General features: G+C 45.8%; 14 protein-coding genes. 8 read left to right on the forward strand and 6 right to left on the reverse strand.

All coding sequences use genetic code 11. The features are described from left to right. Nucleotides 1–16: 16 nt before the first annotated feature. Together DR864_RS13195 and DR864_RS13200 are read right to left on the reverse strand one after the other, a co-directional pair. Nucleotides 17–442: a hypothetical protein gene (locus tag DR864_RS13195; RefSeq protein ID WP_114067424.1), complete on the reverse strand. Its 426-nt coding sequence runs from the start codon at nucleotides 440–442 to the stop codon at nucleotides 17–19. Nucleotides 443–605: 163 nt separating this feature from the next. After that, nucleotides 606–965 (reverse strand): hypothetical protein, encoded by a 360-nt coding sequence (locus tag DR864_RS13200; protein ID WP_114067425.1) that lies wholly within the window; start codon nucleotides 963–965, stop codon nucleotides 606–608. A gap of 504 nt (nucleotides 966–1,469) precedes the next feature. Between DR864_RS13200 and DR864_RS13210 the strand changes: the two genes are divergently transcribed. Continuing rightward, entirely contained in the window at nucleotides 1,470–2,279 is an 810-nt protein-coding gene (locus tag DR864_RS13210; protein WP_114067426.1) for a polysaccharide deacetylase family protein, read from the forward strand. 53 nt (nucleotides 2,280–2,332) lie between these two features. After that, nucleotides 2,333–5,365 carry a PVC-type heme-binding CxxCH protein gene (locus DR864_RS13215; RefSeq protein ID WP_162793787.1) on the forward strand — a complete coding sequence of 1,011 codons (3,033 nt, stop codon included), beginning with the start codon at nucleotides 2,333–2,335 and terminating at the stop codon, nucleotides 5,363–5,365. A 24-nt stretch (nucleotides 5,366–5,389) separates the two neighbouring features. Here the strand turns inward: DR864_RS13215 and cysM are convergent, their stop codons facing one another. After that, nucleotides 5,390–6,262 carry a cysteine synthase CysM gene (gene cysM, locus DR864_RS13220; RefSeq protein WP_114067428.1) on the reverse strand — a complete coding sequence of 291 codons (873 nt, stop codon included), beginning with the start codon at nucleotides 6,260–6,262 and terminating at the stop codon, nucleotides 5,390–5,392. 198 nt (nucleotides 6,263–6,460) lie between these two features. On the opposite strand from cysM, the gene DR864_RS13225 reads away from it, so the two are divergent. From DR864_RS13225 to DR864_RS13235, 3 genes are read left to right on the forward strand one after another with little or no spacing between them, the layout of a single operon-like run. Beyond that, nucleotides 6,461–7,984 carry an oligosaccharide flippase family protein gene (locus tag DR864_RS13225; protein WP_114067429.1) on the forward strand — a complete coding sequence of 508 codons (1,524 nt, stop codon included), beginning with the start codon at nucleotides 6,461–6,463 and terminating at the stop codon, nucleotides 7,982–7,984. A gap of 24 nt (nucleotides 7,985–8,008) precedes the next feature. Continuing rightward, the gene (locus tag DR864_RS13230) at nucleotides 8,009–8,518 is read left to right on the forward strand and encodes a gliding motility lipoprotein GldH (protein WP_114067430.1); all 510 of its coding nucleotides are present in this window, start codon (nucleotides 8,009–8,011) and stop codon (nucleotides 8,516–8,518) included. Nucleotides 8,519–8,575: 57 nt separating this feature from the next. Next, nucleotides 8,576–9,205, forward strand: coding sequence for an LON peptidase substrate-binding domain-containing protein (locus DR864_RS13235; RefSeq protein ID WP_114067431.1), 630 nt, complete (start codon nucleotides 8,576–8,578; stop codon nucleotides 9,203–9,205). A gap of 64 nt (nucleotides 9,206–9,269) precedes the next feature. Here DR864_RS13235 and DR864_RS13240 read toward each other — a convergent pair whose 3' ends face one another. Then, nucleotides 9,270–9,743 carry a nucleoside deaminase gene (locus DR864_RS13240; RefSeq protein ID WP_114067432.1) on the reverse strand — a complete coding sequence of 158 codons (474 nt, stop codon included), beginning with the start codon at nucleotides 9,741–9,743 and terminating at the stop codon, nucleotides 9,270–9,272. A 7-nt stretch (nucleotides 9,744–9,750) separates the two neighbouring features. After that, on the reverse strand, nucleotides 9,751–10,944 hold the full coding sequence (locus tag DR864_RS13245) for an NAD(P)/FAD-dependent oxidoreductase (protein WP_114067433.1): 1,194 nt from the start codon (nucleotides 10,942–10,944) through the stop codon (nucleotides 9,751–9,753). An 85-nt stretch (nucleotides 10,945–11,029) separates the two neighbouring features. Between DR864_RS13245 and DR864_RS13250 the strand changes: the two genes are divergently transcribed. From DR864_RS13250 to DR864_RS13260, 3 genes are read left to right on the forward strand one after another with little or no spacing between them, the layout of a single operon-like run. After that, nucleotides 11,030–12,259 (forward strand): glycosyltransferase family 4 protein, encoded by a 1,230-nt coding sequence (locus DR864_RS13250; protein ID WP_114067434.1) that lies wholly within the window; start codon nucleotides 11,030–11,032, stop codon nucleotides 12,257–12,259. A 42-nt stretch (nucleotides 12,260–12,301) separates the two neighbouring features. Next, nucleotides 12,302–12,751: a PaaI family thioesterase gene (locus tag DR864_RS13255; protein ID WP_114070265.1), complete on the forward strand. Its 450-nt coding sequence runs from the start codon at nucleotides 12,302–12,304 to the stop codon at nucleotides 12,749–12,751. Nucleotides 12,752–12,787: 36 nt separating this feature from the next. Further along, entirely contained in the window at nucleotides 12,788–14,251 is a 1,464-nt protein-coding gene (locus tag DR864_RS13260; RefSeq protein ID WP_114067435.1) for a cellulose synthase family protein, read from the forward strand. A 191-nt stretch (nucleotides 14,252–14,442) separates the two neighbouring features. Here the strand turns inward: DR864_RS13260 and rpmB are convergent, their stop codons facing one another. Beyond that, nucleotides 14,443–14,667 (reverse strand): 50S ribosomal protein L28, encoded by a 225-nt coding sequence (gene rpmB / locus DR864_RS13265; RefSeq protein WP_013926610.1) that lies wholly within the window; start codon nucleotides 14,665–14,667, stop codon nucleotides 14,443–14,445. Nucleotides 14,668–14,781: the final 114 nt, after the last annotated feature.

Below are 14,781 nucleotides of genomic sequence, written 5' to 3' on the forward strand. Positions count from 1 at the left end.
TTCTTCCTGAAGGATATTATTTCTTCCGGATTTGAAAATTAAATGTGTTTATTTTCCCATATTCACTTCTTTGAATATTTATGGGATTTCCTAACTCTTCATAAATTCCATTTTGTAAAATCCACATACTATGATTTGGAGATATACTAAAAATACCTACTATTTTTAACTCTGCCTGATCGGTAGTAGAAGGTATAACATATGATAGAGTATAACTACCCAACGTATTAGATATCTCTCTAGTACTAAAAGTATTGATGACAGAAAGACCCCTTCTGGCATTTCCGGAGAAAAGAAATTCTACCCCTTCCATGGGCAAATTGTTTTCATCTGTTACCTTCCCGGTCACGATAGTGGGATCAGATGGGAAGTTTTTCTCACATGCCGCAAGGGTCAATAGGGGTAGTGTGGTTGCTGCGCTCAAAAATTGTCGTCGTTTCATAGCGTTTATGTTTTTAATACAATTCTAAAGATAAGTATGTAGAAGATAGGCGAGTTTTAAGTTTTTGTGAAATCCCCCGTTTTGCGTTGTGTTCTTTGAACATTGTGTACAACGGGGAACTTAATAAATACATAGTAACTATTTTTTCAAGGTTAGTCACACCCTATGGTCTTGGAATAAGAACACTATCATTGTCATTTTTAATAATAAACAGCGATAATATCTTCCAGTTATCCTCGTTTTTTTTTATTTTTCCCTTGAAAAATAACTTTGCATTACTGCCAGAGAAAATAGCGTTAAAAGTTATAGTGTCTTTCTCTATATCTACAAAATTACTTACTTCAACATTACTTGCTCTAAATACTCCCATTTGCTTTGATAAATCTTCATTTTTTGAGACTATTTCATAAAGCTGTTCATCTAAATCAGGGGTATTATTAACGCCTATTAAGTTAATTGTTAGCTCAATTATTACAACAACAGCTATAATGACTCCAATAATAATGATAATATACTTCTTCATTTTCTTAATTATGGTTTAGTATTCCACTCGTTGTGCGTAGTGTTCTTTAAACACTGCGTACTGAACATAAAAAGCCGTTTGTAACGGCTCTACCACCGTTGTGCGTAGTGTTCAGGGAACACTGCGTACTAAATATAAACAGCCGTCTATGACGGCCTACAAAGCTGCAGACGCAAAAAAATGTCCGTAAATTTCATATCAATTCTACCTCTAAAAGCCCTTTTTGATTGTTCATATAATCTCGTGCGGAAGAATATCTGTATTCCCATGGCTCATCTACCAATCTTGCCTTTACAGAATTTTCGTGGATATAGGCCAATTTTTGGTCAATAAATTTATTACTTATCAGTTCGATGGGATGGTTTTCCTGTTGCCAAAAGCGAATCGTCGCACCGTTGGTAATTTTATTCTTGGCATTATCTTCCCCACATCAACATTTCACCCCCAAAACTAAGTAATTTCTCGACTTCTCCTCTTTTCTAAGAAAGCATACTTTCTTTCTTCATGAAAAGCCTATCTTATCTACTTTCGTTTGTTATCTTACTGACAATAACCCATTTAAGCGCGGCACAAACGCCTCCTGCCACTCCCGCTTTTTGGCCTGAAGGCAAACGCGTGGCGCTCAGTCTCAGCTTTGACGATGCACGTTTGAGTCAGGTGGATGTGGGAACCAAGCTGTTTGATGAATACGGCGTAAAAGCCACCTTCTTTGTGCTGACATCGAGCGTGAGCAAACGCCTTGACGCGTGGAAGCAGGCCATTGCCAACGGCCACGAAATCGGCAACCACACCGAACAACATCCGTGCAGCGGAAATTTCCCGTGGGCCAAACCCAAAGCCCTTGAAGAGTACACCCTCGATAAGATGAAAAGTGAGTTGATTCGCACCAACAAAGCCCTCGAAGAGCAATTGGGCATCACGCCGAGGGTATTTGCGTACCCTTGCGGGCAAACATTTGTGGGGCGTGGTGTAAATACCAAAAGCTATATTCCGCTCATTGCTGAATTGTTTTCAGTAGGACGAGGCTGGCTCGACGAAGGCCCAAACGACCCTACGTTTTGCGACATGGCCCAACTGACGGGCATGGAAATGGACGGCAAAGAGTTTGAACAAATTCTCCCCATCATCGAAAATGCCAAGAAAACGGGGCATTGGGTCGTTTTGGCGGGGCACGAAGTGGGCGAATCAGGTAATCAAACTGCCCGCGTTGCGATGTTGAGGAAGCTGTGCGAATACGCCCAAAATCCCGCCAACGGTGTGTGGATTGCTCCCATCGGAACGGTTGCTAAGTATGTTCAGGAAAAAAGAAAATGAGTTCGATACTCATTATTCATTTTAAGCTAATTAATAAAAAAACCTCTTGCATCATGCGTTATGTTGCGCTTGTCTGTTTGCTGACGATTTTTTCGTTTCAGCCGACCACTCCTCCAAAACTTTCGCCCGAGCACCAAAAAGCGCTCGAATCGCTGCGCGTGATGGAGGGTTTTACCGTAGAAATGGTTGCGGCCGAGCCACTCATTGCCGACCCGGTGGCGATGGAAGTGGACGAAAACGGGGATATGTACGTGGTGGAAATGCACGGCTATCCGCTAGATGTGAGCGGCTCAGGAAAGGTGAAACTCCTGAAAGATACTGACAACGACGGCTACCCCGACAAAAGCATCATTTTTGCCGATAAGTTGACCCTGCCGACGGGCATCATGCGTTGGAAAAATGGGTTCATCGTCACGGATGCGCCCGATGTGCTTTATTTGGAAGACACCAACAACGACGGCAAAGCCGATATTCGCCAAAAAATGCTTACGGGATTTGCGCTGTCCAATCCCCAACATAATCTCAATACGCCGCGTTTTGAGCTGGACAACTGGATCTACCTCGGCCACGAAGGCGCGGTGACGCCCTTTGTTTTTAAGAAAGAATTCGGTGACAAAGGTACCGACATTATCTTTCCCGATAAACTGTCAGCCGCACGTTTAGCGCCCAATGCCAACGGGAAGGCGGTGCGCTTCAAACCCGACAGCTACGAACTCGAAGAACTCTCAGGCCGCACCCAATACGGGCACAGCATGGACGCGTGGGGGCATCATTTTTACACAAGCAATGCTAACCACATTTACCATGAAGTGTTGGCAAATACCTACCTGAGAAACAATTCCGCGTTGCTAGTGCCCAACGCCACACAAAACATTTCCGACCACGGCGAGGCGGCCGAAATTTATCCCATTACCGAAACCCCCAATCACCAACTGCTGACCGACGTCGGCGTCATTACGTCTTCCTGTGGCATTACGTGGTACGGAGGTGGGGCGTTTGGGGAGAAATTCAATAACGTGACGTTCATTGCCGAACCGGTACATAACCTTGTCCATGCCGATGTTTTGCGTGACGCAGGTGCTAGTTTTACAGCGAGTCGTTTGAATGAAAAATCGGAGTTTTTGGCGTCAAAAGATGCTTGGTTTCGGCCCGTTAATTTTTACGTCGGGCCCGATGGCGCGCTGTATGTCATTGATTATTACCGCCAAATTGTAGAACACCCCGAATGGATGTCGGACGAAATTACGCAATCGGGCGCGTTGTACAACGGCACCGACAAAGGGCGTATTTACCGCATCGTCCCCAACAAAGGGCTACCGATGAATTGGTTGGGGAAATTGAATCTCTCCAAAAGATCATCCCCCGAACTGGTCGCCTTGCTCGACCATGAAAACAGTTGGTATCGTCGCACAGCACAACGGTTGCTGCTGCATCGCCAGGCGAAAGAGGCAGTTCCAGCATTGCACGCATTACTGAAAAAAAGTAAGCTCCCCGAAGCAAAGGCTCATGCTCTCTGGCTGCTGGATGGCGTACAGGCCATTGAAAAAGAAGACATTGTGCAGGCCCTTAAAAACGAAACGGCGGGTGTACGCGAAAACGGCATTCGGGTAGCGGAACGGTATCTGAATGCAGCTTTTGGGAAAGAACTAATCAACGAATTGCTCGCCCTGCAAAATGACGAAAATGCTAAAGTACGGTTTCAGTTACTCAATACGCTGGGCTTGGTCAAAACAGCCGAGTCAGAAAAAGCCCGTTTGGCTATTTTGCAACGGGACATGCACGACCGTTGGGCGGGACTTGCCGGCATTGCTTCCTTTGCGGGAAAAGAAAATCAAATTTTTGACTTGTCCATTGCCGAATTTACCAACAAACCAACTCCCGAAACGAGCGAGTTCATTGCCAATGTAGCCGCAACCATTGCTGGCGGAGAAAACAAAGCGGTATTTTCGGAAATGATGCAAAAAATCATGTCCGAAACTCCCAACCCGGAAACGTGGAAGGCCGCCGCGCTCAACGGCATCGCCAAACGTTGGCAATTTCAAAAAGGGAAGGGAACGGTTTTGTTATCCGAACCCCAAAAAGAGAAACTCTTGGCTCACTTTTCCCCAACGGCCTCTCCCGAACTTTGCACGGCATCATTGAAGGTACTTGAAATCAGCGGTTTACCCAAAGGCAAATTAGTGGACGAGAAAATTGCACAAGCCAAGGCTGCACTCAAAACCCCTTCCTCACTTGCGTTGCAGGGGAGTAAAGCCGATGCCTTCCTTGCCCAAGCCGTTGCGTTTCTGTCAATGCTGAATTCAGATGAAATGAAACCTATTTTCCAACAGGCGTTAAACCAAAAAGAGCCTGAAGCGGTTCAGTTGGCGGCGTTGAGAGCTTTGGGGAAAACCGCTGATGTGCAAACCTGTCGGTTTTTGCTGAACGAAATGAAGGACTTTTCTCCTGCATTGAAAAAAGAAGCGGTGAGTGTATTTTTGTCAAAACCGGAAAGGATAAACATATTACTGAAAGCGATCGAAACCAAGGAAGTCGAAAAGTCGGTGGTGAGTTGGCCGCAAATGGTTCGGTTGATGAATTACTACGATGTCGATATTCGGGCATACGCACGGAAGGTACTGTCGGTCAACGAAGACCGAAAAGCGGTTTTGCAGAAATATATGGCCGCGCTGGATCTAAAGGGCAGTCAGCCAAAAGGTCGGGCAGTATTTGAAAACAACTGCGCAACCTGCCATCAAATTGAAGGTGTAAAAGGCGTAAATTTTGGCCCAGACCTGTCTACTTTACGCAGCCGAAATGCCCAATCGGTATTGACCGAAATCATCAATCCCAACAATTCGATTGCCGATATGTACGATTTCTGGACGCTTGAACTCAAAAACGGCAGCGCCCTGGCGGGCATTATCGCTCAGGAAAACACCAACAACGTATCCATCCGCGAAATGGGCGGCACCCTCAGCGTGATTCAGAAAAAAGACATTGCCAAGATACAGAAAGCGGAGCAATCCATCATGCCCAACGGCCTCGAACACGCCATTAGCCTTCAGGAAATGGCCGATTTGATCGCATTCATTAAGAAGCAGTGAACGCAGTCGCGCGACTGCGGTATTTTATCCAAACAATTCACTCGACAGATACCGGTCACCACGGTCACAGACGATGAAGACAATAACGCCTTCTTCCAATTCCTGAGCCAGCTGAATGGCCGAATGAGCCGCCCCGCCACTGCTCATTCCCGAAAAAATACCTTCGGTACGGGCCAACTCACGCGCCCGTTGCGTGGCTTCGGCCTGCGACACTTCCATCACCCGGTCCACGCGCGAAGGGTCAAAAATCTTGGGCAAATACTCGATCGGCCACTTCCGAATGCCCGGAATACTGGAGCCATCAGTAGGTTGGCAACCCACAATTTGGATATGGGGATTTTGCTCTTTCAAATACATGGACGTTCCCATGATGGTCCCAGTAGTTCCCATTGATGACACAAAATGCGTGATTTGCCCCTCGGTATCCCGCCAAATCTCCGGACCGGTGGTGCGGTAATGCGCCATATAATTGTCAGGATTGGCAAACTGATTAAGCATCAGGTATCCACCTTCGGCCACCTTCTCGTCGGCATAATCGCGGGCTGATTCGATGGTTTCAGTCAATGTCACCGTAGCTGCAAACGCTTCCATTGTCAACACACGCTCACGCGTGGAGTTCTTTGGCATAGACAATTCAATTTCAATGCCGTACAGGCGTGCAATCATCGCCAACGCAATACCGGTATTACCGCTCGTGGCCTCGATCAACTTCATACCGGGCTGTATTTCACCGCGCTCTACTGCCCCTTTGATCATGCTGTACGCGGCCCGGTCCTTCACGCTGCCACCGGGGTTATGCCCTTCCAGTTTACCGTATATTTTTACTTTTGGATTGGGATTCATGCGTGTCAGTTCCACCAGAGGCGTATTTCCGACAAAATCTAAGAGAGTTGGCATATATCTGATTTGCGGGCAGTTTGCCGCAGCTAGGATTTAAAATTTACTTTTACGATTTAAAATTAAGCACAATAAAGCATTGATGAGTTCCTTTTAATTGGCAAAAATTTAAAATCAATTTTTCCACACCGCAAAAGCCCTCTATCTTTGATTCCCGGTTTATGACGGATTACTTTTCGTCGACTATCAATTTAACGCATGAGTGTTCTTAAAAAATTAGCCAGCGAAACGGCACTTTATGGGGTAAGCAGCATACTGGGCAGGGTTATCTATTGGTTTTTGGTGCCGCTTCATACCTACGTTTTTCTACGTCCGGGAGAGCTGTCGTCCAATACCGAATTGTACAGTTGGGTAGCGTTGTTCAATGTGGTGTATACTTTCGGTATGGAAACGGCCTTTTTTCGTTTTGCCAACCGCTCTCCTCAGCACCGTCAGGATTATTTTAACCAAGCCCTTACCGCCATTGCGTTGGTAAGCATCGTTTTTTCGGGGGCTTTGATTGTTTTGGCACCGCAAATAAGTGAGGCGCTCGACTATCCAGGTGAGTCAAGCAACATTATTTATTTAGCGCTCATCGTGGCCATCGACGCCATTGTTGCCATTCCATTTGCGCGGTTGCGATTGGAGAAAAAGGCCAAACAATTCGTTAAAATCAAGATTATAAACATCATCATCAATGTCTTGCTCAACGTCTTTTTTCTACTGATTTGTCGGGACATTGCGCTGGGAAAATACCTACCATCATTGCAGTGGTTGGGTGCATTTTTATACCGCCCAGCAATCGGGCCGGGGTATATTTTCATCGCCAATTTGATTGCCAACGCTTGTTTTCTGTTTTTACTTCGCGATACATTTAAAGGTTTTAAAATCACTTGGAAAGGCCCGCTTTTCAACGAGATGTGGGTCTATGCATATCCTATCCTGATTTTGGGCTTGGCGGGCACCGTCAATCAAATGGCCGACCGTTGGTTTTTGCGTCATTTGCTTCCTGCGGGTTTTTATCCAAATCTAACGTCAGAAGATGCCCTCGGTATTTATGGCAGTTGTTACAAACTCTCGGTGTTTATGTCGTTGGCTGTGCAATCTTTCAAATACGCCGCCGATCCGTTCTTTTTCTCGCAGGCCGAGGACAAAAACGCCCCTAATCTTTTAGCTTCTGTCATGAAATGGTTTGTCATCGTGTGCGTAGTATTGTGGGTGGGCGTTAGCTTAAACGTGGATATTATCGGGCATTATATGTTGTCCAAAGCCTACCGCGTGGGACTTTCTGTTGTTCCGATTTTGTTGTTAGCCAACCTGTTTTTGGGCATTTATTACAATTTGGCCTTTTGGTTCAAGCTCACCGATAAGACTCAATTCGGTACACTCATCACTACCGTAGGCGCGATTTTGACCGTAGTGCTCAATATTCTACTGATTCCAACCATGGGTTACATGGGTTGTGCGTGGGCATTTTTGGCGTCGAGCGTGGTTATGTGTGGAATGTGTTATTGGCTGGGTGAAAAATATTACCCTGTGCCTTACCAACTCGGGTCGGCGTTGGGTTACATCGGCAGCGCGGCGGTATTAGTCTATCTTTCTTCGTGGATAACAATCTCCAATGTGTGGGTATCATTTGCCTACCATCTGGCGTTATGCTTAGTATACTTTTTGGGAATTTTGGTCGTAGAGCGCGATTCCATACCTTTGAAGATTCGCCGAAAAATTAAGATTTTAGGATAATTTTTTAAACCAGTACCATACACTATGGATTTGTTTCGCCGCCTTGCCGCAAAAACGTCTGCTTATTTCTTGTTTTTATCACTGCTTGTTATGGCAGGGAGCTGTGATTCCAATTCGGTCTATAAAGACCACGAAGATATTGAAGATGGGCAGTGGTACGTCAAAAACGAGCCTGCGTTTACGTTTGAAATCACCGACACGACCCAAACCTATAACGTATATTATCTGGTGCGCAACAGCATTGCGTACCCATACTATAACCTATATGTAAAGCGTTTTTTACTTAACGACAAAAACAAAATCATTAACGAAGCGTTGAATGAATTAATTTTGATGGACGAAAAAAGCGGAAAACCTTTGGGCGATGGATTGGGAGACTTATTTGACCATAAAGTACTGGCCCTCAAAAGCTACCGTTTTCCGCGCAAAGGAAAATATACGTTCAAAATCCGCCAATACATGCGTCAGGATCCGCTACCCGAAATTCTGAGCATGGGCGTCAGCGTTGAAAAAGAAGTTATTAATCCGAAGTAACTAAAAGCAAAATCCCGCCTTTGGTTGCTCACTACTCACTGTTGAGGACTTACTCGTATGGAAAGTTTTCTCCCTTTTTTTCCTTTAAATCTGGTAGCATATCCTACCGAAAACCTCAATTTGCACATTTTCGAACCCCGGTATCAGCAATTGATTAATGAGTGCATCGACGAACGAAAAACGTTTGGGATTCCCGCCTTTATCAACAATAAGCTGCCTGGCTACGATACCGAAATGAAGATTGTGAACGTGTCTAAACGCTACGACGACGGGCGAATGGACATCAAAACCAGAGGAATACGGGCATTTCGCGTGTTGACGTTCCAAAATCCTGTTCCTGATAAACTTTATTCGGGCGGTAAAGTTACGTTTGTGGAAGAGAGCGAATCGCCCGAAGGAGTGATTTCCGAACTTTTATTGCAACTCGACCGATTGTATACGATTCTTCAAACGCAAGTTGATTTTGACAGCGCAGTATTTCCTTTTTCGTATCAGATAGCGCACAAAGTGGGGCTTTCGCAGGAGGAAGAATATCAGGTGCTAACGATTGATTCCGAAACCGAGCGCCAACGTTTTTTGCTGCGTCACCTCAATAAGGTCATCCCCGTCATGGCTGAAATGGAAAAAACCAAAGAGCGCATCAAGCTCAACGGTCACTTCAAAAATCTCGACCCGCTTAATTTTTAGCGGAGTTTCTCACTCATAGTCGCGGAGTTTTCCTTATGCTCCTCCGCGCCTTTGCGTGACGGCATCAGTACGCAATTTTATCCTGTTTCCGCTGCCAAGCCTCAAACACTTTCAGGGCTTCTTCGCGCAGGCAGCATTCTAGTGGAAGCTGCCGTTCTGATTTGGGCGTATCCAATTCCCGATAAATAAACGCATCGTTGAAATGAGCGTCGGCTGCATCTTCTTTGGTGCAAGCGTAGTAAATCTTCTTGATACCCGCCCAATAAATCGCCCCCAAACACATGGGACACGGCTCACAAGAGGTATAAATAATGCAATCATCCAACTTAAAGTCCCTTACTTTTTGACACGCCACCCGAATCGCCGTGACTTCAGCGTGAGCGGTCGGGTCGTTGGTAGACGTGACCTGATTACAGCCTTCTGCGACCAATTCTCCATTGCGGACAATCACCGCACCGAAAGGCCCACCCTTACCGCTTTCCATTCCCGCGCGCGCCACTTCAATGGCCCGACGCATCCATTCATGATGTTCGTTCATTGTTTTTCTACCTCATTCTGAATAATTCTTCCAAATCGCGTTTGCCACTGATGACTTCCGCGGCCAATTCACCCAATGCGGGCCCATGTTTGAACCCGTGCCCCGAACCGCCGCCCAAAAACCAGCAATTGTCGGCTTCAGGGTGCGTATCCAAGATAAAATTGCCATCAGGTGAGTTTTCGTACGGACAAACCCGGCTCTCGACCAACGGTGCGTTTTGCAAAGCTGGAAAGCGATGAGCCATGAAAGCCCGCGCCTTTGCCAATACGTTTTCATTAAAAATACGTTCTCCAGAGGTTGGGTCAAAAGATTCACCTCGTTTATCCACCCCTATCTTGAACCCACGGTACGCATTGCCCGGAATGCCATAATAAAAATCTTCTCCGTCCAAATCAATCCACGCGGGCATAGAATCAAACAGATGGGTATAGCCCGCTGGAACACCTAAGTAATAGGCTTCTTGCTTGGTACAAGTAATGATTTCGCCTAAAATTTCAGGAAATAATTTCCCTAACCACGGCCCACACGCAAAAAGGTAGGCATCAGCTTTCAAATGCGTTCCGTCAGAAAGGGTTAATGATTCCAGCCGTCCGTTGACCAACGGATTGGGTTTTGCCAATTTATTGAGGTACGTTCCTCCGCCCCGTACAAATACTTCATTGACCGCCTGACAACTTTCGCGTGCTTTGAGATACCCGCCATACGGGTCTAAAACCAAGTGATTCAGATCGTTTGTGTTGATGTGAGGATAGCGTTTTGCTGCTTCTTTGGGCGTAAAATATGTATAATCCATCCCGTGTTTTTTCATAAAAGGCTGCGTTGCCTCAATCATTTCGGGCGCATCTTCATAACAAAACCACAGTACCCCTGAATTAAAAAACAACGACTTATTCCAGCGTTGCTGCTGTTCACGCCAAAGCGAAATCGCCCGCACGTTAAGGTTAAAATAGGTTTCGTTGGCTCCGTAAGTAGAGCGGATAACGCGTGTTTCATCGCCCGAACTGGCCCGCGAATTTCCTGGGCCCCAAGCATCAATCAACGTAACACGAAAACCCGACCAAAGCAGCCAAAGGGCCGTCCAGCCACCGAAAGCGCCCGCTCCCACCACCGCAATATGCGAGCCAGTATCCAACAAAGGCCCTCGACGAGCGGGCTTGATTTCCTGTACAGTTTTAGGTGCAAAAGTCGGTTGAGTCGACATAAGAGGCTAAAAAAGGGTTGAGAAATGCAAATGTATTAAAATTGATAGCCAAAAACCTACCGGGCTGATTATCTTCGCGTCACCAATGAGAATTTTACTGATACATCAATATTTTCTGGAAGACAACGACGGCGGCGGGTCGCGCTGGAACGAAATGAGCCGCTTTTGGCAGTCGGCGGGGCATCAAGTAACCGTGCTGGCAGGCATGGTGCATTACATGGGACATCGTCCGGCCAAATACAGGGGGAAGTATTTTTTATACGAAACCAATCAGGATGGCGTGCAGGTTATTCGTTGCCACGTATCCGAGTCCTACAACAAGAGCTTCTTTGGTCGTCTTTGGGCGTATTTTTCCTTTACTTTTTCGAGCATTTGGGGCGGTATCTGGTACGCCAAAGGCAACTATGATGTCATTGTCGTTACTTCTCCTCCCCTCTTTGTGGGTATTACGGCCTACGTGCTTTCAGTATTGAAACGCACCCCCTTTGTGTTTGAAATCCGTGACCTTTGGCCCGAATCGGCCATTGACACGGGAGTGCTCACGAGCGGCATTTTGATTAAATTCGCCTATTGGTTTGAAAAATTTATTTATCGTAAAGCCGAGTTAATCAACGTATTGACACCTGCTTTTCGGGAAAAATTACTAACAAAAAAAGGGGTTCCTTCCTCTAAAATCATCTTCATTCCAAACGCCGCCGACTTTTCTCTTTCGGACGAATTATTGACTTCATTCGACGTTACCAAATTTAGAAAAGAACACGGCTTGACGGGAAAATTTGTCGTAACCTACGTAGGGGCACACGGTGTAGCCAATCATTTGGTACAGGTATTGGATACGGCCGAATTGCTCAAAGACACCAACGTTTTGTTCTTGCTCATCGGCGACGGCATGATGAAAAAAGACCTGATGGCCGAAGCCCAGAAACGACAACTTTCTAATGTCCGTTTTATCAATTCTGTACCCAAAAAGGAAGTATTTAACTACATTTTGGCCTCCGATGCTGGGGCTTCAGTGCTCAAAAAAGTGGATACCTTCAAAACCGTTTATTCCAACAAGACGTTTGATTATATGGCCTGCAAAAAGCCCATTTTGATGGCCATCGACGGGGTCTCGCGCCAATTGGTGGAAGAAGCACAGGCAGGAGTGTACGTAGAGCCCGAAAATCCAGCTGATTTTGCCCAGAAAATCCTTATGTATCTGGAAAATCCAGATTTGGTCAATCAACACGGCCTAAACGGCTATCGCTACGCAAAAGAAAATTTTGACCGCGAAGTTTTGGCGGGCAAGTATGTTGGGTATTTATCTCAGGTCTAATGCCTATATTTGCGCCCCAATTCTCTGAAAATCAAGAAACAAATGAGCACTGAAAACAATCCACGTTTAGACTTTTTTCGTTCACAAATAGGCAATAATTTAATTCAAAGCCCTTCGCCGTTAGGGCGTTGGCTCAACGGTACACTAAAAGACGTTCAACACGGCACCATGACCGTTGAAGTAACCGTACGACAAGACATGACCAATCCCCTCGGTACGCTTCACGGCGGAGCAGCGGCGGCCATTATGGACGACCTCGTGGGCATGATGGTTTTTGGGCTGGGCCGCGAATACGGCTACACATCGGTCAACCTTAATTGTGATTTTTTGAACGCAGCCCGTATCGGCGATGTTCTAACTGCACACGCGCACGTGGTTCGTGCGGGCAAAAACGTAATTCATTGCGAAGCCCGAATCAATAATTTGGAAGGTAAAATAGTGGCCAAATGTAGTACAAACATGATTCAAACGGGCGTTAAACTTCCGTTTTAGTCGGGAAAACCGACGGGTGGTCAGTGGTTAGATTTTATGGAAGTTATTGTTATCATACTATACTTGGTTCCTACGCTCATTTTATTTTCGTACAGCTGTGCGCAATTGAGTCTGGTATGGAATTATTGGCAAAAGAAGAGAACAGAAAACGGAAATCCACCATCGAACATCACACCTCTATCCTTCGAATTTCCGCTCGTTACTGTTCAGCTTCCCATTTACAATGAATTATATGTAGTAGAACGGCTCATCGACGCGGTTTGTCTTTTTGAGTATCCCAAAAACCGTCTCGAAATTCAAATTCTGGATGACTCCACCGACGACACCGTCTCCATAATTGCCCAAAAAGTACATTTCTACCAAGTACAAGGGTTTGATATTCAACACATTCGACGCAGAAACCGCGATGGTTTCAAGGCAGGGGCATTGGCATACGGGCTTACAACCGCCAGGGGTGAATTCATCGCCATTTTTGACGCTGACTTCATTCCCAATCCTGATTTCCTGACAACCACAATTCCTCATTTTGAAAACACGCACGTTGGAGTAGTCCAAACGCGCTGGGTGCACCTCAACGAATCGTATTCGCTCATCACTCAATTGCAGGCATTCGGGCTAGACGGGCATTTTATTGTGGAGCAAGGCGGACGCAATGCGGCTGGACATTTCATCAATTTTAACGGAACGGCGGGCGTGTGGCGCAAAAGCTGTATTCTGGATGCTGGCGGTTGGTCGGCCCAAACCCTAACCGAAGACCTTGATTTAAGCTACCGCGCCCAATTGCGTGGTTGGCAGTTTGTCTACCTCGAAAATGTAGAAACACCTGCCGAACTTCCTGCCACCATGCCCGCCCTCAAATCTCAGCAATACCGCTGGATGAAAGGCGCGGCCGAATGCGCACGCAAAAACCTCAAAAAAGTATTACAAAGCACCACCGTAAAATTTTCGACGAAAGTTTATGCGGCGTTTCACCTGCTCAACAGCGGCGTTTTTTTGGCGGTCTTTGTTATGGCACTGCTGAGCGTCCCCATTTTAGCGATTACGGCTTTTGAACCCAAATACGATTATCTTTTTGGTATTTTTAGAATATTTCAACTGAGTTTCTTAATGCTGTTGGGCTTCTACGGCACCACGCATTACCGTCACAAGACCTTCGGGCAGTTTGTGTGGCAATTACCCTTTTTTCTAACCGTCATTATGGGGCTATCACTGCACAATGCCATTGCCGCTCTGGAAGGCTACTTGGGCAAAAAAACCCCTTTTATTCGCACCCCGAAATGGGGGATTGTGCAACAAAAAGATGGCTGGCAACGCAAAAACTACCTTGTCAAAAGCCTTAACTGGCTCACAATTGCTGAACTTCTACTGGCGGTTTACTTCGCGGCAGCGGTAGGTCTTGGGTTTTATTGGCATTCTTACCAGATGGTCGTACTTCATGCCATGCTGGCCGTAGGGTTTGGCTTTGTCAGCTTTTATTCCGTCAAGCATTCAATCTCCTGAACTTCCTCAACTTTTATGTTTGTAATAGTAGGTTTGACTTCAATCAACGGTCGGGTTGTGAGCAGCGACCGACCGTCCTCTACACGGAATGCTTTTGCTGGGCTACTCAAAACTTTTGGGAAGCTATAACAACAAAAAACCCCGCTGCAGCGGGGTTAATGTCTTTTGCAAAAGATTGGTTGTCGATTTAATTACAACGCTCCAACTTCTTTCAAAACAGCTTCGATACCTTTTTTATTGATCGTGCGAATTGCTGAAGTAGCCAATTTAATTTCTACCCACTCGTTCAAAGAAGGTACAAAAAACTTCTTTGTCTGCAAGTTTGGATAAAACTTACGCTTGGTTCTATTGTTAGCGTGCGATACGTTATTACCAACTCGTGTTCTTTTGCCCGTAATTTCACAAACTCTGGCCATGACGATTGATTTAATTTCAGAATGAGGCGCAAAGGTCGTAATTTTTCTGGCAACTGCCAAATCTTTGTCAAAAAAACGCCTTATGTAAAATGATAAAATGCCTTTATAAGGCTA

This window comes from Runella rosea, from assembly GCF_003325355.1.
GTDB classification, from domain to species: domain Bacteria; phylum Bacteroidota; class Bacteroidia; order Cytophagales; family Spirosomataceae; genus Runella; species Runella rosea.